This is a genomic window from Chloroflexota bacterium, from assembly GCA_014360825.1.
GTDB lineage: Bacteria > Chloroflexota > Anaerolineae > UBA2200 > JACIWT01 > JACIWT01.
Map to the genome: position 1 here is coordinate 73,702 of JACIWT010000006.1, position 21,960 is coordinate 95,661.

Consider the following 21,960-nt stretch of genomic DNA (forward strand, 5'->3'; position numbering starts at 1 on the left):
AAGAACATTTGGACAAATACAAGATACCGAGTATAATAAATTAAAATCAAACCTATTTACTGGGTATATGTCTTTACCAACACATTTGCACTGCTGGCTTTTCTCGCGATATTAAGGAGGGCAAGATGGCGAGTGTGGTGTACGACCATGTCACGAAGCGATTTGGCGACGTCGTGGCTGTGAACGACTTGAGTCTGGAGGTGCAAGATAAAGAGTTCTTGGTTCTAGTAGGCCCTTCGGGTTGTGGCAAGACCACTGCGTTGCGCTTGTTGGCCGGCTTAGAAGAGGTAACCGAGGGGATCATCAAAATCGGCGATCGCGTGGTGAACGACATTGCTCCCAAAGACCGCGATATCGCCATGGTGTTCCAGAGTTATGCGCTCTATCCACACATGAGTGTGTATGACAATATGGCCTTTGGCCTCAAACTCCGCAAAATGCCCAAGACGGAGATTGACAAGCGGGTCAAAGAGGCAGCAAATATTCTGGGCATCGAGCATTTACTGGACCGTAAACCCAAGCAGCTCTCTGGCGGCCAACGCCAGCGCGTCGCGCTGGGACGGGCCATCGTGCGCGAGCCTCAAGTATTCTTAATGGATGAGCCTCTCTCCAACCTTGATGCCAAACTGCGTGTGCAGACCCGTGCGGAAATCTCCAAATTACATCAACGCTTGGCGACGACGTTCATTTATGTAACCCACGATCAGACGGAAGCCATGACGATGGGCACTCGCATCGCAGTCATGAAAGAGGGTGTTTTGCAGCAGTTGGATACGCCCCAAAATCTCTACGACAAACCCGGCAATATTTTCGTCGCTGGCTTCATTGGAAGTCCCGCCATGAATTTCTTCAATGCTAAATTGGAGGCCTCAGACGAGGAAGTGTTCATCGATGCGGGCAGTTTCAGGGTCAAAGTGCCATCGGATCGGGTCCCTCCACTGAAAGATTACCTGGGTCAAGAGATAATCTTCGGTATCCGACCAGAGAACATTCATGACCGGGAATTCGCCCCGCCCGGCATCACGGCCCAGTATGTCGAAGCCCTGGTCGAAGTGACGGAGTTGATGGGTAACGAAGTGTACGTCTATCTGGTCAGCAATGGCAATTCATTCATTGCCCGCGTAAATCCACGCACTTCGGCGCGCCCTGGGAAGAGATTAGGGGTGGCTTTCGATATGGGGGCCATTCACCTCTTCGACCGGAAGACGGAAAAGGCTATTCGCTGAGCCACTGGGTTAGTCTTACCAAAGGGGAATCCATAGACGGATCCCCCTTTTTCTTTCTGGCCCCAACCTCAGGGCCGACTCTTCTTCCACTCGCCACGTCGGAAGAGAAAATAGATGAATGCAGCCCGGCAGGTCCAGTCTACGGCAGTGCCTAGCCATACACCATTGAGTCCCCAGCCAAAGATGTTGGCGAACAAATAGACTATAGGCACGCGGGCGATAAACGTCCCGGCAAACGTAGCATACATCGGCGATTTCATATCACCTGCGCCACGCAGGCTGCCACTTAGAACCATCAAAGCGCCGAGGGGTAACTGTTCCAACGCCCCAATTTGCACGGCGCGTCCCGCCAATTCCAATACCTCTGGCGTAGCCCCAAAAAACGCTGCCATCTGTGGGCCAAAGAGGGCGAAACTCACAGCCAGGAGGCCCATCACTGCCAGCGCAAAACGCAGGCCGCGCCAGGTTGTTTCTTCAGCCAAATCCCCCTTTCCCGCACCCAGGGACTGCCCCACCAGGGTCGTGCTGGCGGCGCTGAAACCAAAGCCGGGCATGAAAGACAGGGATTCCACTGCTACCGCCACTTGATGCGCCGCCAGAGTGACCTCTCCTAATCCGGAGACAATGCGCATGAAGAGTACGGAACCCAGGCGCATGACAACTGTCTCGGCAGCATTGGGCACGCTCAGGCCAATGAGATCGCGGATCACTCCGCGCTTAATAATCAGTAGGTCGCGAAACCCCACCTTCACAAATCGCCGCCCTGTGAAGATCAGAGCCAGGGTGAGCACCCCGCCAAGCAATCGAGCCAGGGCTGTTCCTATGCCCGCACCCGCAATACCCATTGGTGGAATCGGGCCTAGCCCGAAAATAAGCACCGCGGCAACGACGACATTCAACACGTTCATAAGGCCAGTAATTACCATAGGTGTGCGCGTATCGCCTGAACCGCGCATGACGCCATTCAACACGATCATTGGGAAGAGGAAAAATGACGTGGACAAAACCAGCCGCATATATAAAGCACCTAATTCCACCACCCGTTCGGTCGCGCCCATGAGACACAGCAACTGCTCTGCCAGAGGCCAGAGTATAGCAACGGTCAACAGAGCAGCCAAGAACGAAAACCATACAGAGTGGGCAGCCACTTCCCTCGCGCGCTCATATTCTCTTGCCCCCCAGTAGTGGGCGACCAGTGACGTGGCACTAATTGCAATCGCCGTAAAAAGACTCTGCGCGATTTGCAGGAAGAGACCTGCCAGGCTCACTGCAGCCAGAGCTGCCGGGTCTTTCATCCACCCAACTAAGAAAGTGTTAGAGAAAAAGACCATCATGGTCAGGAGGTTCTCACCGACGGCGGGCAAAGCCAGCGCGATGTAGTTACGGGTGATGTTTTCACGGGTGAGGATAAGATCGGTGGTCGGCGTCATGGAAACGGTCACAGATTCACACGCTCCGAATGCAGCATGCAGAACGAGCCCTATAATAGCACTGGCAGCCTTCACTTGCAAAAACGCCGAGCAGGGCATATAATAGCGTGCGCGGACGAGGGCATAGAGATTCATTATCTATGGCAACGAAGCACATATAGCCCGCCATACACAGGCGATGTGGCCACGTGACTCTAGGAGGGGTGTTTGGACACAAAAGTTATCCAGCAAATCTTCGACATCGAAAAACAGGCGGCGGCCATCCGCGACCAAGCGGAGCAAAGCGCAATGCGCTTGATAGAAAACGCGCAGCAGGAGGCCAAGACCATAGTAGAGATGGAGAGAGCCAAAGCCATTCAAGAGGCGGAAGGACTGCTTGCGAAAGCGCGGGTACAGGCTGAATCCGAACGACGAGATATCTTGCAACAAGCAGAACGGGAAATCGAGCAGATGGAAGCCTTGGCAAAAAAGAACTTCGACCGCGCAGTCCACTTCGTGCTGGAGCAAATAGCGGTGGGAGGCAAATAATCGCGTGGCTAACGTCACCGCTGTCCAGGAGTATGCCGTCCTACACGCCATAGTGCGAGCCCGCTACTCAACTATGTTGACCGCGGCAACCTGGGAAACTCTTTGTCATGCTCGTGACTGCAATGCCCTGCTAAGTATGTTAGCAGAAACAGTTTACGCCCCATACCTTCAGATCGACCGCGAAGAACTCACCCCTCGCCGGGCTGTCTATCAAATCAAGAAGCACTTAGCCGATACATACAATACAATCATTCAATCTACGCCAGAATCCCGGCAACACTTGGTCCTTCAGCTGTGGCGGCTTTACGAAATAGATAACTTGAAGGCCATATTGCGTGGGATAGCAACCGGCGCCACCTGGGAACAGGTGCGCTACGTCCTCTTCCCCTTGAGTTATTTCACTGTACTGCGCCCGGAAGAATTGTTGAGGACAGGCAATGTGAATGCCGCCGTGGAATTGCTCCGCGGAACACCTTATTATGAGAGTCTTTCCTACGCGCTGGAACGCTATACAACCGAACGGAGCCTTTTCCCCCTTGAAGTGGCGCTCGATCTGGATTACCTCCGTGCACTCTGGGATGATGTGAACCGCCTTTCGGGTGAGGATTACCAACAAGCGATGCGCATTATTGGGACTCAAATAGATGTGACGAACTTGCTATGGGCTATGCGATACCGAGTCTATCACCATCTGTCAGAGGAAGAGATCATCAATTACACGGTGCCTTTTGGCTACAAAGTGCGTGATGAAGATATCCGAACAATTGCGGCGGGAGGTGATATGACTCAGGTGATTACGCGCTGCTATCCTGACCTCCCGGACGTGCGCTCTCTGCTTCGAGAACCACAGAGGGGGTTGCCTGAGTTGGAGATACAGTTGCAACGATATGTGGCGAAACAGTGCCAAACCACCTTCGTCGGATATCCATTTCATCTGGGTATTCCATTGGCTTACTTGCTCCTGAGCGAATTTGAGATCCAGGATCTGACCGTTTTAATTGAGGCTAAGGCCGCTGGGATGCCAGCCGAGGTATTCAAACCGCATTTGGTGTTGGGATGGGCTCATAATTAAGCCAGGAATAGGGTCTTAAATCATGTTTTTGCCCCAAGCAATGACAGAAATCGAATTAGTGGTCCCGGAAAAAGATGTTCTAGCCGTAACCGAGTTGTTGGCGGAGCAGGGGGTTTTCCATCCAGTAGACGTCAGTCATCTAAGTTTGGAAGCCGAATCTGGCTCTGAAGATAATTGGCAGCAGCGGTCCGCTGCCTATTCTGCGCTGGAACGCAGGGTATTAACACTGATGAAGACGTTGAATGTGGAAGAAGGTCAGCCATCACCAGAGCTCGCAAAACTCCAGCTCATTGACATAGATTTGGTTTCCCTGACGATAGATCACATAGAGCAGGAGATTCAGGAGATCACCCGCGATTTAGAACAAGGGCAGAAGAGGTTAGAGCAACTCCAGCGCTATATCTACCAACTTGAGCCTCTCATGCACTTGGATATTGACATCAGCGCCCTGCGTAGTCTGCGTTACCTGGTGGCGTTATTGGGCATCATGCCGGCAGACAACGTGGAGCGACTGCGCACCAGCCTAATCCACATCCCTTATGTACTGTTGATTCTACGCGAAGAGAATCGGCAAGCAGTTGTTTTGCTTGTCGGTGCTCGGCGCGATGCAGGTATCCTAGAGCGAGCCGCTCGCAGCGCCTACCTCAACCCTCTGAAACTGCCCGACGATTACCGCGGCACCCCCGACCAAATCATTGCCGCCGTTCGCGCTGGTATCAAGCGCATGGAGCAACACATCGCTGACCAGAAGGTAGAAATCGAGAGAAGGCACAACACTCTGGGGCGTCAACTGAGAGCCTTATTGTGGCGCCTACGTATAAGCCGGATGGTGGCGGAGGCGGTGGTTCGTTATGGCAAACGACACTATACGTACCTCATTGTTGGCTGGGTACCCACTGATCGAGTCGAAAACCTCAGCCAGCAACTTCATCAAGTGTCCAGTGCAATCTTTATCGAGGCCCGGACCCCCGTCCGGCATAATGAGAACCAAAATGTACCAACTTCCTTGAATAATCCCCCCTTCCTGCGACCATTTCAGCAGTTAGTCACGAACTATGGGTATCCGCGTTACGCCGAGATCGACCCTACGCCACTGATGGCCCTGACATATCCTCTCATCTTTGGGATTATGTTTGGTGATGTGGGTCACGGAGCGGTGATGACGTTGTTGGGTGGGTTGCTGATCAGCCGGCGAGTGAAAGTTTTGCGAGGACTTGGTGACCTGGGCCCGCTCATTTTCCTGTGCGGGCTAGTAGCCACGCTCTTTGGGTTTTTGTATGGCAGCGTCTTTGGCCTGGAGCACATATTACCCGCACTTTGGCTTCGTCCACTGAGGAACATCAGCGATATTTTGTTAGTGACAGTGATAACGGGAACAGCATTACTAAACATAGGATTTCTGTGCTATCTGGCAAATGCCTGGCTCGCGCGTGACTGGGGGCATTTCATCAGCGGTCGTAATGGGATCGCAGGGATCGTGCTATATTGGGCTTTGGTTGGATTCGTGGTGAAAACTTTTGCCCCCAACCTGCCTATACCTTTGAGCTCCACGATTTTCGGTCTACTCGCTGGGATAGCGGGCATCGCGATCGTGTTCGAGGGGGTTCTGTCCAATTGGATTGCGGGGCGCAGACCGCTGCTCGAAAGTGGTTTCGGGACATATCTCGTCCAGGCTTTTTTTGAACTATTCGAGACATTATTGGGCTTTCTCAGCAACACACTCTCATATGTGCGCATGGGGGCATTTGCGGTGGCCCATGGTGGCTTGAGTGCTGTGGTCTTTATTCTAGCTGAGATGGTCAGCCCAAGCCATGGCATTGGGTATTGGCTTGTGGCAGCGCTGGGCAATTTGGTTATCATAGGGTTCGAGGGACTAATCGTGGGTATTCAGACCCTGCGTCTTGAATACTATGAGTTCTTTAGCAAGTTCTTTACGGGCGGAGGAGCAAGTTACACACCGCTGAAGTTGCTATCGCAAGCAAAAGAATAGTAAGAGCATACACAAAGCAAGGAGGTTTTCATGATTGTGTTTGTTATAGTACTGACCGGATTGGCAGTAATCCCACTGGTAACTCGCTTGGCTACCAGACAGCAACGCGGGCGATCTTCACGGGCAGGAATAGAGATCTTCATATCAGGACTGGGTCGTTTGAACACCGTGATAGCGCTTGTGCTCATCGCCTATGCCCTTCTGTGTTTCTTGTGGCCCTCGACTGCCCAAGCGACCGCACAGACCACTCCAGAACCCCAGGGGGACCCTTATGCTTCTTTGGCTGCAGCGCTTGCAGTGGGGTTGGCATCTATCGGCGCTGCTATTGCTGTGAGCAGCACCGGCTCTGCGGCGGTAGCCACTATCGCTGAAAAACCAGAGACCTTCGGACGAGCGTTGATCTTCGTCGGTTTGGCTGAGGGAATAGCCATCTACGGACTGATCATTGCTTTCATGATCTTGGGTCGGTAGCGCGACGATGAAGATGGCAGTCATAGGAAATGCAGAAACTGTGCTTGGCTTCTCGCTGGCCGGTGTTCACGGGCAGGTAGCAGAAAGTGCCCCGCAGGTCAACCTGGCTCTCGATCAGGCTCTGAACGATCCCCAAATTGGCATAGTGATTGTAACAGAGGATGCGGCGGACTTGGTTCCAGCCAGAATGGCGCAACTCAAAATGCGCAGCACGGTACCATTAGTGGTTGAGATCCCCGGGCCTGCAGGACCGCGCCCAGATCAACCGTCTCTTAGTGAAGTAATCCGCCGAGCCGTTGGAGTGAAGTTTTAGAGACCCCTAACTACCCAAAAACTGATGGTGGTCAAAATAAGATGGCCAAAGACTGGAACAACAGAATTGCGAAATCCGAAAGCGAGGGCTCGAGTGCGCTATCACGTGCGGTGTTGGGCAGGGCGACAGCGGAAGCAGAGCAAATATTAGCCGACGCCCAGGCTAAGGCAGAACGCCTTCGCCAGGAGGCACACGAGCGAGCCCAGGGGGAACGAAAAGCAATCTTAGAGCGCGCCCTCCGGGAAGCAGATCAAATCCGGAAGCAGGCAGTTATCACAGCCCAACTCCAGGCGCAAACCATGCGGCTTCAGCGTCGCGAGGGCCTACTAAACCAAGTGTTCGAGGAAGCGCACAGAAAATTGGCTTCTGTGCAGCAGTGGAGCAATTACCGTCAAATTGCCGAGCAACTGATCCGCGAAGCAGTAATGAGCCTGAACTCGGATCCCATACGTATCAGTGCCGATGCCAAAACTCGCTCCTTGCTACCTGAGACCGCGCTGGCTGCGCTCGCAAAGGACCTAAAAGTCCAACTGGAGATTGGTCCAGAATTGGAGCATGGTACAGGCATCATCGCTGAGACCACGGACGGACGCCAGCGCTATGATAACACGCTGGAAATCAGACTGAATCGGCGATGGGAAACTATCCGTGCACCAGTATATCGCTTGTTGATAGGAGAGCATGGATCGTGAGCCAACCAGTTGGAACAGTGATCCGAATCAACGGGCCCGTGGTACAAGCCCGGGGCTCGCGCCAAATAGGCATGCTGGAAGTAGTCGAAGTGGGTGAGGAGCGATTGGTCGGCGAGGTCATCGGCCTCGAAGATTCAGTGGTTACGATCCAGGTCTACGAAGAAACGTCGGGCATGCGGCCTGGCGCACCAGTATATGGTACAGGACTGCCGCTCTCAGTGGAGTTAGGGCCAGGCCTTCTAGGCAGTATTTTTGATGGCCTGCAACGGCCGTTGCCAGTACTGGAGATACGTAGCGGCTCCTTTATCAGGCGTGGTGTGCACCTCACTCCCCTATACCGCAAAGCCCGCTGGGAATTTAGGCCCAGAGTTAAAGAAGGGGAGAAGGCTACTGGAGGCATAATCCTGGGCACAGTCCCGGAGACCCAATCTTTGGAACACCACGTAATGGTCCCCTTGGATGTCGAGGGTATATTCACCTGGGTGGCACCACCGGGAGAATATACCCTTGAGGAACCAATTGCACGGGTGCAGACAGAAAGTGGCGAGCGCGTCCTGACAATGTTACAGCGCTGGCCTGTTCGCCGGCCCCGCCCTTATCGAAATCGCCTGACTTCAACCGTTCCACTCATCACGGGTCAGCGAGTATTGGATACCCTTTTTCCTCTGGCTAAAGGCGGTGCGGCTGCTATCCCTGGCGGCTTCGGTGCTGGCAAGACGATTTTACAGCACCAAATTGCAAAGTGGAGCGATGCTGATGTGGTGGTCTATGTCGGTTGCGGCGAGCGGGGCAACGAGATGACGGACCTGCTGCGAGCATTTCCTGCGCTTGTTGACCCGCGCAGCGGCCGCCCCTTGATGGAAAGGACTGTGCTTATCGCCAACACCTCCAACATGCCCGTGGCAGCCCGCGAAGCCAGCATATACACCGGAATCACCATCGCGGAATATTATCGCGATATGGGTTATCACGTAGCACTGATGGCGGATTCGACATCCCGTTGGGCAGAAGCGTTGCGAGAGATCTCAGGACGATTAGAAGAGATGCCTGCCGAAGAGGGATACCCGGCGTACTTGGCTGCCCGATTAGCAGAGTTCTATGAGCGTGCTGGCTATGTGGAAACGCTCGGAGGGCAGCCTGGCTCTGTAAGTGTAATTGGCGCTGTATCTCCTCCAGGTGGAGACTTCTCAGAGCCCGTAACTCAGCACACCAAGCGTTTCATTAGATGTTTCTGGGCGCTGGATAAAGCATTAGCATCAGCCCGCCACTTTCCCGCTATCAATTGGCTGGAGAGTTATAGCGAGTACGTGGATGATGTAGCCCATTGGTGGCAGGAACAGATAGGACAAGATTGGAGGACTATGCGTGACCAGGCGATGGCAATCTTGCAGCGGGAGAGCCACCTGGAGCAAATCGTCAAATTGGTGGGCCCGGATGCGTTGCCTGATGACCAAAGGCTGATCCTGGAAACCGCCAGGATCCTGAGAGAGGGTTTCTTGCAACAGAACGCTCTGGAGGAGATAGACACTTACACCACATTGCAGAAACAAGTTCAGATGTTAGATCTTATTTTGCATTTTCATAAGAGGGCAGAGCAGATCATCGAACGAGGCTGCCCCATCGTGGTACTTCGCGATCTGCCAGTATTAAATTCGTTGATGCGGATGAAATCCGTCGTTCGCAACGAGCAGTTAGAGGAATTCAAGAAGATACGTAAAGATTTGGACGACCAAATGGACAAGTTAGAGGCAGAATACAAGTGACCGAGCAGATAAACTACGGGGAGCGAGAAATTATCGGCGTGGCTCGCGTCGAGGGCCCCATTGTGGTGGTACAAGGGGTGCGCAATGCAGGCTACGACGAAATTGTGGAGGTCATTGACAGCCAAGGGCGGCAGCGGTTAGGGCGAGTGTTGGAAGTGGGGGAGGACGTGGCAGTCCTGGAGGTATTTGCTGGCACCACTGGCCTTGATATCGAGGACACTCGGATACGCTTCCTTGGGCATCCGCTACACATCCCGGTGTCTGAAGAGATGCTGGGGCGTGTGTTCAACGGCATGGGCGAGCCCATAGACGGCGGTCCGCCGCCATTGGCTGACCGCTACGTTAACGTCAATGGCGAGCCCATTAATCCCACGGCACGCGTTTACCCGCAGGACTACATTCAAACGGGCATCTCTGGCATTGACGGGATGAACACGCTGGTGATGGGACAGAAATTGCCTATTTTTTCAGGCAGTGGATTGCCTCACGATCAACTGGCTGCCCAAATAGTACGGCAGGCCGAACTGGGCATGCCTGTAGAGACGGAGCGCCAAGATATCGCTTCAGACCAGAAACCTTCTGCGAAGTTTGTTGTCGTTTTCGCTGCTATAGGTGTGAAGCACGACGTAGCCACGTATTTCCAGGAGTCATTTGCAGAAAGCGGTGCTCTACCACGCGTAGCCGCGTTTCTGAACTTAGCCGATGATCCGCCAGTGGAGCGACTGGTAACACCTCGAGTGGCCTTGACTCTGGCCGAGTATCTGGCCTTCGATCGCCAAATGCACGTATTGGTTATATTAACCGATATGACCAATTACTGTGAAGCCCTACGTCAGATATCGAATATCCGAGGAGAGGTGCCCAGTCGCAAGGGTTACCCTGGCTACCTATACAGTGACCTGGCGTCAATTTATGAGCGGACAGGCCGGATCAAAGGCAGCGCCGGGTCCATAACCCAGATCGCAATCCTCACCATGCCAAACGATGATATCACCCACCCAGTGCCAGATCTCACGGGCTACATTGCCGAGGGACAGATTGTGCTCGGACGGGATTTGTTTCAGCAGGGCATTTACCCCCCTATCGCCGTATTGCCGAGTCTGTCGAGGCTAATGAAAGATAGTATTGGAGCAGGTCGTACGCGGGCGGACCACTCACACCTCGCTGCACAACTATATGCCGCATACGCGCATGTTCAGAGCGTACGAGCGCTGGCGTCTGTAATCGGCGAGGAGGAACTATCGGCGGTGGACCGGCTATACCTGGAATTTGGGCACGCATTCGAGCGAGAGTTTCTGAGTCAAGGAACATCCGAAAACCGAAGTATGGGAGAAACTCTGAAAATCGGCTGGCGCGTTGTGTCCATCCTGCCTCAAGAAGAACTCACGCGCCTCACTGAAGAGGAGATTCGGCAGTATTACCGTGAGGGGAAGTAGTTTGCATGCCACAGATTAATATCCAGCCTACGCGCAGCAATCTTCTTCGGCTCAAGCAGAACCTCCAACTGGCACGCGAGGGGTACGAGATTTTAGACAAGAAGCGCGAAGTGCTAACCGCCGAGTTGGTGCACCTGGCACATGACGCGGAGACGCTTCAAGAAGAGCTGTGGAAATTATTAACAACGGCCTACCGTGCCTTGGAGGAAGCAAGGTTAGTCATGGGTCAGGAGCGCGTAGAGTGGGCTGCGCTGGCGGTTAACAAAACCGTTGAAGTTCGCGTCAAGTTGCACAGCGTGATGGGAGTCCCAGTTCCTATTGTGGAAAGTTATGGCGAGCCACCCGAAATGCCCTATGGATTAGGAGATACCACCGTCGCGCTCGATGAAGCCAGCATGCGTTTTCGAGCCGTCGTGGCTCGTATACCCCAGTTTGCAGAATTCGTCACCTCGGTGTGGAGACTAGCCAAGGAACTACAGAAGACCCAGCGGCGGGTGAATGCCTTGCAGCACATCTTCATACCCTACTATGAGTCCGCTGTGGCCTTTATCGAAAGCGCTCTGGAGGAGCGTGAACGAGAGGAGGCTTTCCGACTCAAACGCATCAAGACTAAGACAGCTCGCCCAACAATCGGACCACCCACGCGCGAGTACGGACAGCCATATCGTGATATCTCTGGTGGGAAGTCGCCTATTTACCGTGATATTATGGGATCCAACCCTCGATCAGGTGAGTTTGGCTAGGGAAGGAGGATCGAGTGGAAGCCACACGAGCACCGTTTCAGCAGATCCTGGTACCCATTGACGGTTCCGAGACCTCGCTCAATGCGGCTCGATTGGCCATCCGCGTGGCCCAAACCCATCGGGCGAACTTGTGTTTTCTGTATGTAGTGGATACTAGATCCACAGCAGAAATAGCACGTTTTTCGGGGCGCGCAGACGAAGATCTGCAGGCAGAACTCAAAATACAAGGGCAACGCTACCTGAATTACGCTTCCAACCTGGCTGCTGCTGCCGGCCAGACGGCCACCGTGACATTACGTGTTGGGATACCCCAGCAAGAAATCACAGCCGAAGCACGGGAACGAGGCGTAGATCTGATAGTCATTGGGCGGGTGGGACAACGGGGTCCTCGACGCGTCATGATTGGTAGTGTTGCGGAGCGCGTCATTGAATATGCTCCCTGTCCAGTGCTGGTTGTGCAAGGTTGATCCCCAGAGTATGGGCCTTTCCATCGGATTCAGAGGCGAGATTTTTCGAGATCACTCACTGCACCCATTGGCGCAGTACGTGGCCAATTTGACAGTATCGTCTTCGAGGGCTATAATATAAAACAAATAGCATAAACGCTGGGGGAGCTCGGTAACGGCCGGGCTGAGAGGGCGACTTGCCCCTTCTGAGGGCATAATCGCCGACCCCATGAACCTGACCTGGGTAATGCTAGCGGAGGGAAGCGAAGGATATTCGAGAGCCGTCGGCTTGTTTTCCCCAGGCCGACGGCTCCTTTTGTGAGTAGGTGCAATAAAGCAAGGAGGCGAAAGATGCTCAAACTAAAGGCTCCTCCCGAATGGGGCATCGAGCCTGTTCCCAACAAGCACAGGATCCTGGGATTTCTGGACTATTTCGCCCTGTGGACGAGCCTGGGGGTGGGGTTATTGGTGTTGCTAGCCGGGACTTTCCTCGTGCCCGGTCTGAGTCTAGGCCAGGCTCTGCTGGCCATCGTCGTCGGCACGGCCATAGGCAACCTGCTCCTGGCCTTGGCTGGTGTAGTAGGCAGTGACTGTGCTATCCCGACCATGGTCATGCTGCGTCCCGTGCTGGGCATACGCGGCTCCTACCTGCCTACTTTCCTCAACATCCTTCAACTCATCGGCTGGGGAGCCTTCGAGATCATCATCATGGCCCAGGCGGCTAACACCATCTCTCAGGCTCTTCTCGGTTTCTCTAATTATTTCCTGTGGGCTCTCTTTTTTGCAGGCTGGTGTACCTTACTGGCTATTGGCGGGCCGTTGGTAGTGGTGCGGCAGTGGCTAGAGAAGTTCGCCGTCTGGTTGGTTTATGCCATCACCATCTATCTCACATACTATCTCTTCTCTCACTATGACATCGGGGCTCTGCTGCGTCAACCTGGCACAGGCGAACTCCCGTTTTGGCTGGCCGTTGATTTGGTAGTGGCCATGCCAATTTCTTGGATGCCCCTGGTGGCCGATTACAATCGCTTTGCCCGCCATACCAGCCAAGCCTTTTGGGGTACCTACCTCGGCTACTTCCTGGCCAATGTCTGGTTCTATGGCTTGGGGGCCCTTTTCATCCTAACCCTCAAGACCGCCGATCTCATCCCGGCCATCATGGCTGTGACGGGTGGATGGGTGGTTCTCCTTCTCATTTTGGTGGACGAGACAGACAACTGCTTCGCTGATATCTACTCGGCCGCCGTCTCCGGCCAGAACATCTTATCCAAAGCCAAACAGTGGTGGCTGGCAGTGGGTGTAGGTGTCACCTGTTTCGCCCTGGCTGCCACCGTGCCCCTTGCTCAGTACGAGGGTTTTCTGCTTTTCATTGGCTCCGTGTTCAGCCCCCTCTTCGGAATTCTGGCTGCCGATTATTTCGTCCTCCGGAAGAGGCGTTACGAAGTGAACGAACTTTATCGTCCAAAGGGGCTCTACTGGTATAACCAAGGAGTAAATTGGCGAGCGGTGCTCGCCTGGGCCCTGGGAATTCTTATCTACCAGGTCATCGCGCGTTGGGTGCCGTGGCTGGGTGCCTCTGTGCCCAGTTTCCTAGCCGCTTCTGTTCTGCACCTGGCTTTCGGCGGAATCAGGCAGCAGGTTAGGGAGCAGATAAGCGGATAGCAGCCTGGGAACAAGATAAGAGATTTTCAGGGCCGACCCACAGATCGTCGAAAGGCCGAAGGGTCTTTCTGACTCTCAGCCGCGATGCAGTGGATTCACACACAGGTCAAATCGAGGAGGAAAAATTGAGCGAGTTAAGCGAAACAGTAGCCAAACTACTGGAAAAAATCCGACAGCAGAAGCCCTTGCTCCACCACATCACCAATTTTGTGGTCATGAATGACACAGCCAATGTTACCTTGGCTTTGGGCGCTCTGCCAGTGATGGCCCATGCCAAGGAGGAAGTAGCCGAGATGGTGGGCATAGCCGGAGCGTTGGTGCTGAATCCCGGCACACTCACGCCTGAGTGGGTGAATTCGATGATAGTGGCTGGAAAGAGGGCCAATGAGATAGGCATCCCGATTATCCTCGACCCAGTAGGGGCCGGGGCCACTAGATTGCGCACCGAGAGCAATTTGCGCCTCTTAAGCGAACTTAGGATCGCCGTCTTGCGCGGCAATCCGGGTGAAGTAGGCACCCTGGCTGGTCTGGGGGGGAAGGTGAAGGGAGTCGAATCAGTCGAAGAGTTAAGGGATCCTCTCCAGGTGGCCTGTGGTTTAGCCAGCAAATTCAAGACCACAGTCGCCATCACCGGCAAGAGGGATATCATCTCCGATGGCAAGCGCGCTATAGCAGTGGACAACGGACACATCATGCTAAAAACCATCACTGGCACTGGGTGCATGGCTACTACGGTCATCGCCGCCTTCGTTGCTGTGGAGAATGACCATCTAATAGCCACCGCCGCAGGTTTGGCCTGCTTCGGCTTGGCCGCTGAACTGGCTGCCGCTGAAGCCAAGGGGCCGGGGAGTTTCAAGACGGCCCTCTTCGATAGCCTATACAACCTATCCACAGAACAAATAATGGCCGGGGCGAGAGTTCAGTTCTTGTGAGTTGATCTCGGAGATGAGAGAATGGATTGGAGTTTGCATGTGATCACCGATCGCAACCTTGCGCGAGGCAAGTCCCACCTGCAGGTAGCTCAAGCAGCCATCGAGGGAGGCGCTACTGTCATCCAACTCCGGGACAAGGAGGCCTCAACGAGAGAACTGATCGAGGCCGGGTTAGCGCTGCGGAAACTCACCCTGGAACGGGGGGTGGCTTTCATCGTCAATGACCGGGTAGATGTAGCGCTGGCCGTGGAGGCGGATGGAGTGCATGTGGGCCAAGAGGATATGCCGGCAAATCTCGCCCGAAAACTGATGGGGTCGAACAGAATCGTGGGCGTTTCGGTTTCTACCGTGGAGGAAGCCCTGCAAGCCGAGGCGGATGGCGCAGACTATGTCTCGGCCTCGCCTGTCTTCACCACCCCCACTAAGCCAGATGCTCCCTCCCCGACTGGGCTGGAAGGACTACGCCTTATCGCCGGTGTTGTCCATATCCCGGTGATAGCCATCGGCGGCATAAATGAGGAGAATGTGGAAGAAGTCATCAAGGCAGGCGCCGATGGCGTGGCGGTGATCTCGGCAGTAGTGGCTGCACCGGATATCACAGCCGCTGCTAAGGCGTTGCGAGAGAAAATAGCAATGGCAAGAAGGGAGCGATAGATAGATGCGCGTTTCCAAATTGGGGGAGTTTGGGCTTATCGCCCGCATCGCCAAAATGGTGGGTGAGCCAGGCGACGATGTGGTAGTGGGCATTGGCGATGACGTGGCTGTGCTCCGCACTGGCGGCGGTGACAAATACCACCTGGCTACCTGCGATATCCAGGTGGAAGGGATTCATTTCATTAGGGATAAAATCTCGCCTTACCAACTGGGTAGAAAAGCCGTGGCCATCAATTTGAGTGATATCGCCTCTATGGGCGGCGTGCCCAAGCAACTTTTGGTTTCACTGGTCCTACCAGAGGACACCTCAGTATCATACGTAGACGCTATGTACGAAGGCATAAAAGCAGAAACGGATTGTTGTGGAGTAAACATCGTAGGCGGCAACATAGCCCGTTCACCATCAGGTTTGATTGTGGATATCTTCCTGTTGGGGGAGGTGGAGCCGGAGCATCTTCTATTGCGCTCCGGGGCGAAGGTGGGTGATAGGGTGCTGGTCACCGGTTATGTCGGAGATTCGGCTGCCGGCTTAGCATATCTACTCGCTCCAGAGACGCGCTGTAAGAAGGCTCGCGCTCAGCGGGTCCTAGAGGCCCATCTTACGCCTACCCCGCGTCTCAAAGAGGGGAGGACCATCGCCAAGTCGGGCATGGCCACTGCTATGATAGACATCAGCGACGGTACACTCGGTGACCTCGGACACATCTGCGAGAGAAGCGGGGTTGGAGCAAGGGTCTGGGTCGAGCGCCTTCCCATCTCTGAAGTTGCGCGGGAAATAGCAGAGGCAATGGAGAAAGACCCTCTGAAATGGGCTCTTGGCGGGGGAGAGGACTACGAATTGCTTTTCACCGTGCCATCAGAGAAGGCAGAGAAACTGGCTGCCCTTGTACATGAAGAGACGGGTACGCCAGTTTCAGTGATAGGAGAAATAGTGCCTGCCAAAGAGGGGATACAGGTGGTCCGTGAGAGCGGGGAATCCTTCTCACTGGAACACGAGGGTTGGGATCATTTCCGATAAGGAGAAAGGCATGAAAAGAGCGATGACCATTGCTGGCTCGGACTCTGGCGGCGGGGCCGGGCTCCAGGCTGACCTCAAGACTTTTGCCGCCCTAGGTGTCTATGGCATGAGTGCTGTCACCGCCGTCACCGCTCAGAACACGGTGGGCGTCCAAGGGGTGATCGAGTTGCCAGCCGATTTCGTGGGCTTACAGATAGACTCCGTAGTGACGGACATCGGTGTAGACGCCGTGAAAACGGGGATGTTAGCCAACGCAGAGATCATCGCCGTGGTGGCAGCAAAAGTAAGAGAGTACAATCTTCCTAACCTGGTAGTGGACCCCGTTATGATAGCCAAGAGCGGTGATCCACTCCTGAGGGAAGATGCTCGCCAGGCCCTGGTGAACCTCCTTATTCCCCTGGCCAAGGTACTTACCCCCAATCTACACGAAGCCCAAGCCCTCACCGGAATGGAGATTGGGAGCCTAGAGGCTATGAAGGAAGCAGCCCGGGCAATACACCGGCTAGGGGCACAAAATGTGGTGGTCAAAGGAGGGCATCTGCCTTGCTCAGGTGAGAGCATTGACGTCCTTTACGACGGCCACGGCTTCATCGAGTTCACCGCACCTCGGATTGAGACGAGAAACACTCATGGTACTGGTTGTACATTCGCCTCCGCCATCGCTGCCGAATTAGCAAAGGGGCGATCGGTGCAAGAGTCAGTGAGCGCAGCAAAAGCATACCTGACGATGACGCTGCGGGCCTCGGCGAATCTGCACCTGGGCCAGGGACACGGCCCCCTCAACCACTTGGCCGAATTTTGCAAATAGATGGATTAAAGGACACTATAGTCAGGGCCAGTAGACCTCAACCGTGTAAACCCGTCAAGAGAGGCCACAAATCGGCAACCTAATGCATCATTTCGTAACTTAGAATGTCCAATTTGAGCAGTTCCTATCGTGGGCAACGACGGTCCTGCATATTTTGAGGTCGGCTACTGGCTCTAGACTCATGAGAGACGCCATCCTAAAAAGCTCACACTTCAGTCCAGCCCCATTACGCAGACGGCGCGCGACGGCTAACCCTTGCTCCTCGAGTTCGGGTTTATGCAGTGGGTAGGGTGCATACCAATCTACAGAGGAGTCCTACCGACGCATTCGGTATCCAGTGCGCGCTGACAGCAACTTGAACTTGAATGGGGAGCGGCAACTCAACGTGGGACGCGTGTGCCAGATAGTATTGTTCAGTCGTGAGGACGTGATCGAGACAGGGGTCCCGCGTCTCGACCGACCGTTAGGTTTCTCCGTGCGGCGAGTCCTAACTTGCTAAGTAGTGAGCAGCTAGTTTGTCTCTATATAGCAGCATAATGGTATATAACAAGTAACACCATTATGTTGAGAGGTCTGGGAAAAGGGCTCTTTCATGCTTAACTTTATGTCGTATTGCTTTCAGCATATCTTGGTCTTTTTGAATCCTCGTAAAGGGGTGAGATTACCCCGGACCCCACCGCCGCAATCCAAGCCATGAGTTGGCGGTCAAAGTCATCTACCAACTGCATCGGTTCCGCCCTCAAAATCGATGGCTCCCCACTGTCTGGCTGTTATCCATTGCCTTCACTTCTCGGCTGCCGGCGAACGTCCCACTGGGACACCCCCTACTGCCTGCCACTCCCAGCGATCACAACTGGGTCGGTTCCATCTCCGGCTCTGCGGTCAATGCCTCCTGCTTCAACCGTGAGTAAAGCCGAAGCCGCTTAGATATCGCTAATGAAGAATCGCCCTTCGTCGCGACGGAATGGATTCACTACCATATCCTCCTATCTGACTGAATTCCTCAGATCTCAGCGATCGGTGTATCACCAGATTTCGCTCCTACGTGGCCCAAGAAAGTGCTAATTTTTGATGCTATCACTTCCAAATCAGTACATTGGACAAAACCAATGCCCCGCGGATTGTAATCCGCGGGGCAAATTCGCAACAAATAGCAGTAGTAAGCGCTAGCGCGTCTCGTTCTTGTGGGATGGTAGCGCCGATCTCGGCAACTCGCGTCCTTCGTACTGCCGCCGATAATATTCCTGATAGTGCTGCCCCGACTTGATCTTACGCCACCACCATTCATTTTCGATATACCAGCGTACCGTCTTGCCCAACGCTTGTTCTAAAGAATGGCGCGATTTCCAACCTAGCGCACGTATCTTACTGATGTCCAGTGAGTAACGCCGGTCATGGCCAGGACGATCCTGAACCGGCTGGATAAGCGAGTAGGGCTTGCCCAGAATGTCTAATATCATGCGTGCCACGTCAATGTTTCGCGTCTCAAGCCCTGTGCCTAAGTTATAGATCTCGCCGGGCGTGCCGTGATGTAACACGACATCAATACCCTCACAATGATCCAAGACGTATTGATAATCTCGCATCTGGCAACCGTCACCGTACAGGGGTAGAGGGATATCATCAATGGCGTTCGTGATGAAGAGTGGCACAACTTTCTCTGGATATTGAAAGGGACCGATATTGTTAGAGCCACGCGTTATGGTCACCGGTACCCCGAAACTGACGTAATAAGCATGCACCATCAGATCGGCGCCGGCTTTGCTGGCTGAATAGGGGCTGCGAGTTTCCAAAGGATCCGTTTCCTTGGCAGAACCCTCCATCACCTCACCATAAACCTCATCCGTGCTTATCTGGTGATAGCGCTCAACACCGTGTTTCCTGGCGGCCTCGAGGAGAACGTAGGTCCCATAGATATCGGTCTGGATAAAATGCCCTGGTTCCATTAACGAGCGGTCCACGTGAGTTTCGGCAGCGAAATTGACAATGGTGTCTATTTCATATTCGCTTATGACCGCATCAACGTGGGCAGGGTCACATATGTCACCTTTCACAAACCGGAAGCGTGGGTTATCGGCAACGTCCCGGAGATTGTCAAGATTGCCGGCATAGGTTAGTTTGTCATACACGACCACGCGGTAGTCGGGGTATTTATCGAGGATATAGCGAACGAAATTACTGCCGATAAAGCCAGCACCACCCGTGATGAGCATGTTCCGCATGTTGAGGGCTTTACCTCCTCATCTGTAAGATAGATCGGCCCAACACCAATGTCGGAGAAATTGATCCAGCATAATCTGCGGCTGTGTTATACACGAATCGTGTGTGCAATTACCTGCTTCACTTTCCGCAGGATCTTCCGTGGCTGAGCATAACGTTGCCATAGGTAACGTATGCGACGCTTGAGCGCGTTGATTGGCCTGCGCCGCTGTGATTCTATCAACGCCCAATTCAACCACTCGTAATCTACCCCTTTGATCTTGGCTTCTGTGGGATTCCGGCGATAACTATCGTGGTCTTTAATCAGAGACAGATCGTGCTCCTGGCAGTAAGTAAACAGATCGCTGCCAGGATGAGGCGTGTAGAAAGCAGGGCTGTAGTAATCAGGATCAATCTCTTTCAACATGCTGATGGTCTCCATCACTTCCTCTTTTGTCTCCGTGGGGAGACCTAGCATGTAGTTGGCCCAGATGGAAATCCCGTATCTGCGACAGATGCGCGCCGCCTCGATATTCTGCCAGCGCTTGGTGCCTTTGCGAATGAAGCGCAGGACGCGATCGCTGCCGCTCTCAAAGCCGATAAGATAGCCGCGCAGCCCCACCTCGGCCATCCGCTTCACCATATCTTCGTTCTGAACGATGATATCGGCACGGCTCTGGCAGAAGAAGGGTTGGGTAAAGCCCGCGGCACGGTAAGCGTCACAGAACTCGATAACCCAATCTCGGTCTTCGGTCAGACAATCATCATGGAACATGAAACTATTGAAGTGATACTTGGCATGCAATTGTTGTAACTCCGCCAGCACGTTTGGCACGCTACGACGACGTACTTTGCGACCAAATATCATCCGCTCGGCAGGTTGGCAGTAGCTGCAGTTGTAGATACAACCACGCCCCGCAATGATGGTCACAAAAGGCGGAGGCAATTCTGGCACAAAGGGTGTTTCGGGTGAATCCAAGCCGTAGCCCCACTTACGCCACTCCGAGAGGAAGAAATCGTGGTCAGCGAAAGGTATAGCGTCCAAGTCCGGCTGGGTGGGTTTAATTACCCGGTCCACTCTCTTACCATGCTGGATCTTATCCAGGAATTCAGGGAAGGAGATCTCGCCCTCGCCAAGGAAAATGTGGTCAATGCGATCGTTGCCTTCCAACTCCTCCATCGCTATGGTAGGATGTGGGCCGCCAACCACGGTAATGGCTTTGGGTAGGGCTTCACGGACGATTTCCAGACACCTCATCGCTGGGTTATAGTCCACGCTCATCATGGTCACCCCGACAACATCAGGGCGGCGTTGAGTAATCTCCTCACGAAAGTGGTCCCAGCCTCTGAGAGCCCGGAGATCAATCAGGTTCACCTCGCACCCCGCTTGACGAGCGCAGGGAGCCAATATCGCCAGACCGTGGCTTATCCACCCAGCATCCATGCCTTGGCCCAGGCTGTTGAAGCCCTTGCCAACGATGCCCGGGTAAATGAGCGTGACTTTCACAATACGCCCACCTTGCTATTGTCACCTAACGTCATCTTGTAGGCCCGTGGTTTGAGCGGCGAGCGCACGATCTCAACATTTCTGCCAATCAGACTATCTTCAATGCGCTGGTCAATGTCCACTATCCGCGAGTGTTCCAGAATGATGGAATGTTCGATCTCGCTCTTCTCGATCAAGACGTGATGATAGATAGAAGTGAAAGGGCCAATGTAGGAGTTGACGATGCGCGTTTCTTCCCCGATGATGGCTGGGCCACGAATGACGCTGTTAATGATCTCCGCGCCTTTCTCGACCGTTACCTTGCCAATCAGACGTGAATCACGGTCTACATATCCCTCAATATAAGGTTCCAATTCCTCCAGCACCAAGCGGTTGGCGTCGAGCATATCACCTGGGCGGCCTGTGTCTATCCACCAGCCTTCGTGTATATAAGGATGCACTCGATAGCCATGGTCTACTAGATATTGGATGGCATCGGTGATCTCCAGTTCGTTACGCCAGGAGGGACGGATGGCGTTGACTGCCTCGAAGATGTGATGATCGAACATGTAGATGCCCACCAGCGCTAAGTCACTGGGTGGGTCCTGGGGTTTTTCGACCAAGCGAACGACACGCCCGTCTTTAAGTTCGGCCACGCCATACAGCCGCGGGTTCGCCACGCGCGTGAGTACTATCTGGCAGTTGTAATCGGAATCTTGGAACTGGCGAATGAGGTCAGAAATACCACCCTCGATGACGTTATCACCCAAAAACATGACGAACCGCTCTTCCCCGAGGTATTCCTGCGAGATCTTGACTGCATGGGCCAGACCAAGCGGTGCTTCCTGTGGGATATAAGTGATGTTCACTCCCCAACGAGAGCCATCGCCTACCGCCTGCATAATCTCGGGCGCTGTGTCGCCCACCACTACCCCAATGTCAATAATCCCCGCTTCTTTGATGGCCTCAATAACCCGAAAGAGAACGGGCTTATTCGCCACTGGGACGAGTTGTTTCGCGCTCGTATAAGTGATTGGATAGAGTCGCGTGCCCTTTCCGCCACTAAGAACAAGCCCCTTCATCTACAACCT

Annotated in this window: 20 protein-coding genes and 1 riboswitch; of the genes, 16 read left to right on the plus strand and 4 right to left on the minus strand. The window is 53.9% G+C overall.

Annotated features, from left to right (window positions below; genetic code table 11):
• Nucleotides 1-125 precede the first annotated feature (125 nt).
• Nucleotides 126-1,226 (plus strand): sn-glycerol-3-phosphate ABC transporter ATP-binding protein UgpC, encoded by a 1,101-nt coding sequence (ugpC, locus tag H5T64_05535; protein MBC7263807.1) that lies wholly within the window; start codon nt 126-128, stop codon nt 1,224-1,226.
• 68 nt (nt 1,227-1,294) lie between these two features.
• On the opposite strand, the gene H5T64_05540 is transcribed toward ugpC, so the two are convergent.
• Entirely contained in the window at nt 1,295-2,668 is a 1,374-nt protein-coding gene (locus H5T64_05540; protein ID MBC7263808.1) for an MATE family efflux transporter, read from the minus strand.
• A 195-nt stretch (nt 2,669-2,863) separates the two neighbouring features.
• Between H5T64_05540 and H5T64_05545 the strand changes: the two genes are divergently transcribed.
• The 15 genes from H5T64_05545 to thiD all read left to right on the plus strand — a co-directional run bounded on the left by H5T64_05545 (nt 2,864) and on the right by thiD (nt 17,184).
• On the plus strand, nt 2,864-3,184 hold the full coding sequence (locus H5T64_05545) for a hypothetical protein (protein ID MBC7263809.1): 321 nt from the start codon (nt 2,864-2,866) through the stop codon (nt 3,182-3,184).
• 4 nt (nt 3,185-3,188) lie between these two features.
• On the plus strand, nt 3,189-4,256 hold the full coding sequence (locus tag H5T64_05550) for a V-type ATPase subunit (protein ID MBC7263810.1): 1,068 nt from the start codon (nt 3,189-3,191) through the stop codon (nt 4,254-4,256).
• A gap of 22 nt (nt 4,257-4,278) precedes the next feature.
• Nucleotides 4,279-6,246: a hypothetical protein gene (locus H5T64_05555; protein MBC7263811.1), complete on the plus strand. Its 1,968-nt coding sequence runs from the start codon at nt 4,279-4,281 to the stop codon at nt 6,244-6,246.
• 30 nt (nt 6,247-6,276) lie between these two features.
• Complete coding sequence (locus tag H5T64_05560) at nt 6,277-6,717, plus strand: ATPase (GenBank protein ID MBC7263812.1); 441 nt, start codon at nt 6,277-6,279, stop codon at nt 6,715-6,717.
• Between the two features lie 7 nt (nt 6,718-6,724).
• Nucleotides 6,725-7,030, plus strand: a complete 306-nt coding sequence (locus tag H5T64_05565) for a V-type ATP synthase subunit F (protein ID MBC7263813.1) — start codon at nt 6,725-6,727, stop codon at nt 7,028-7,030.
• A 41-nt stretch (nt 7,031-7,071) separates the two neighbouring features.
• The gene (locus tag H5T64_05570; GenBank protein MBC7263814.1) at nt 7,072-7,722 is read left to right on the plus strand and encodes a hypothetical protein; all 651 of its coding nucleotides are present in this window, start codon (nt 7,072-7,074) and stop codon (nt 7,720-7,722) included.
• The gene (locus H5T64_05575) at nt 7,665-9,485 is read left to right on the plus strand and encodes a V-type ATP synthase subunit A (GenBank protein ID MBC7263815.1); all 1,821 of its coding nucleotides are present in this window, start codon (nt 7,665-7,667) and stop codon (nt 9,483-9,485) included. Before H5T64_05570 ends, H5T64_05575 begins: the two co-directional genes overlap by 58 nt.
• 8 nt (nt 9,486-9,493) lie before the next feature.
• Nucleotides 9,494-10,921 carry a V-type ATP synthase subunit B gene (locus H5T64_05580; GenBank protein ID MBC7263816.1) on the plus strand — a complete coding sequence of 476 codons (1,428 nt, stop codon included), beginning with the start codon at nt 9,494-9,496 and terminating at the stop codon, nt 10,919-10,921.
• Between the two features lie 5 nt (nt 10,922-10,926).
• Nucleotides 10,927-11,664: a V-type ATP synthase subunit D gene (locus H5T64_05585; protein MBC7263817.1), complete on the plus strand. Its 738-nt coding sequence runs from the start codon at nt 10,927-10,929 to the stop codon at nt 11,662-11,664.
• A 14-nt stretch (nt 11,665-11,678) separates the two neighbouring features.
• The gene (locus H5T64_05590; GenBank protein ID MBC7263818.1) at nt 11,679-12,131 is read left to right on the plus strand and encodes a universal stress protein; all 453 of its coding nucleotides are present in this window, start codon (nt 11,679-11,681) and stop codon (nt 12,129-12,131) included.
• Between the two features lie 130 nt (nt 12,132-12,261).
• Nucleotides 12,262-12,389, plus strand: a riboswitch (TPP riboswitch).
• A 72-nt stretch (nt 12,390-12,461) separates the two neighbouring features.
• Nucleotides 12,462-13,772 (plus strand): putative hydroxymethylpyrimidine transporter CytX, encoded by a 1,311-nt coding sequence (cytX, locus tag H5T64_05595; protein ID MBC7263819.1) that lies wholly within the window; start codon nt 12,462-12,464, stop codon nt 13,770-13,772.
• A gap of 125 nt (nt 13,773-13,897) precedes the next feature.
• Nucleotides 13,898-14,704, plus strand: coding sequence for a hydroxyethylthiazole kinase (thiM, locus tag H5T64_05600; protein MBC7263820.1), 807 nt, complete (start codon nt 13,898-13,900; stop codon nt 14,702-14,704).
• Between the two features lie 21 nt (nt 14,705-14,725).
• Nucleotides 14,726-15,358 carry a thiamine phosphate synthase gene (gene thiE, locus H5T64_05605; protein ID MBC7263821.1) on the plus strand — a complete coding sequence of 211 codons (633 nt, stop codon included), beginning with the start codon at nt 14,726-14,728 and terminating at the stop codon, nt 15,356-15,358.
• A 4-nt stretch (nt 15,359-15,362) separates the two neighbouring features.
• The gene (gene thiL, locus H5T64_05610; GenBank protein ID MBC7263822.1) at nt 15,363-16,376 is read left to right on the plus strand and encodes a thiamine-phosphate kinase; all 1,014 of its coding nucleotides are present in this window, start codon (nt 15,363-15,365) and stop codon (nt 16,374-16,376) included.
• Between the two features lie 10 nt (nt 16,377-16,386).
• On the plus strand, nt 16,387-17,184 hold the full coding sequence (gene thiD / locus H5T64_05615) for a bifunctional hydroxymethylpyrimidine kinase/phosphomethylpyrimidine kinase (GenBank protein ID MBC7263823.1): 798 nt from the start codon (nt 16,387-16,389) through the stop codon (nt 17,182-17,184).
• Nucleotides 17,185-18,350: 1,166 nt separating this feature from the next.
• Here the strand turns inward: thiD and rfbB are convergent.
• From rfbB to H5T64_05630, 3 genes are all read right to left on the minus strand, one after another.
• On the minus strand, nt 18,351-19,406 hold the full coding sequence (gene rfbB, locus H5T64_05620) for a dTDP-glucose 4,6-dehydratase (GenBank protein MBC7263824.1): 1,056 nt from the start codon (nt 19,404-19,406) through the stop codon (nt 18,351-18,353).
• A gap of 86 nt (nt 19,407-19,492) precedes the next feature.
• Nucleotides 19,493-20,890: a B12-binding domain-containing radical SAM protein gene (locus H5T64_05625; protein MBC7263825.1), complete on the minus strand. Its 1,398-nt coding sequence runs from the start codon at nt 20,888-20,890 to the stop codon at nt 19,493-19,495.
• The gene (locus H5T64_05630; protein MBC7263826.1) at nt 20,887-21,951 is read right to left on the minus strand and encodes a glucose-1-phosphate thymidylyltransferase; all 1,065 of its coding nucleotides are present in this window, start codon (nt 21,949-21,951) and stop codon (nt 20,887-20,889) included. Before H5T64_05630 ends, H5T64_05625 begins: the two co-directional genes overlap by 4 nt.
• Between the last annotated feature and the right edge of the window lie 9 nt (nt 21,952-21,960).

What these genes read in the sequence shown, in the direction of transcription:
- thiL (MBC7263822.1), top strand. Translation starts at nt 15,363, where the DNA reads ATGCGCGTTTCCAAATTGGGGGAGTTTGGGCTTATCGCCCGCATCGCC.
- H5T64_05575 (MBC7263815.1), top strand. Translation starts at nt 7,665, where the DNA reads ATGGGAAACTATCCGTGCACCAGTATATCGCTTGTTGATAGGAGAGCA.
- H5T64_05560 (MBC7263812.1), top strand. Translation starts at nt 6,277, where the DNA reads ATGATTGTGTTTGTTATAGTACTGACCGGATTGGCAGTAATCCCACTG.
- H5T64_05630 (MBC7263826.1), bottom strand. Translation starts at nt 21,951, where the DNA reads ATGAAGGGGCTTGTTCTTAGTGGCGGAAAGGGCACGCGACTCTATCCA.
- H5T64_05565 (MBC7263813.1), top strand. Translation starts at nt 6,725, where the DNA reads ATGAAGATGGCAGTCATAGGAAATGCAGAAACTGTGCTTGGCTTCTCG.
- H5T64_05570 (MBC7263814.1), top strand. Translation starts at nt 7,072, where the DNA reads ATGGCCAAAGACTGGAACAACAGAATTGCGAAATCCGAAAGCGAGGGC.
- rfbB (MBC7263824.1), bottom strand. Translation starts at nt 19,406, where the DNA reads ATGCGGAACATGCTCATCACGGGTGGTGCTGGCTTTATCGGCAGTAAT.
- thiD (MBC7263823.1), top strand. Translation starts at nt 16,387, where the DNA reads ATGAAAAGAGCGATGACCATTGCTGGCTCGGACTCTGGCGGCGGGGCC.
- ugpC (MBC7263807.1), top strand. Translation starts at nt 126, where the DNA reads ATGGCGAGTGTGGTGTACGACCATGTCACGAAGCGATTTGGCGACGTC.
- H5T64_05585 (MBC7263817.1), top strand. Translation starts at nt 10,927, where the DNA reads ATGCCACAGATTAATATCCAGCCTACGCGCAGCAATCTTCTTCGGCTC.
- H5T64_05555 (MBC7263811.1), top strand. Translation starts at nt 4,279, where the DNA reads ATGTTTTTGCCCCAAGCAATGACAGAAATCGAATTAGTGGTCCCGGAA.
- cytX (MBC7263819.1), top strand. Translation starts at nt 12,462, where the DNA reads ATGCTCAAACTAAAGGCTCCTCCCGAATGGGGCATCGAGCCTGTTCCC.
- thiE (MBC7263821.1), top strand. Translation starts at nt 14,726, where the DNA reads ATGGATTGGAGTTTGCATGTGATCACCGATCGCAACCTTGCGCGAGGC.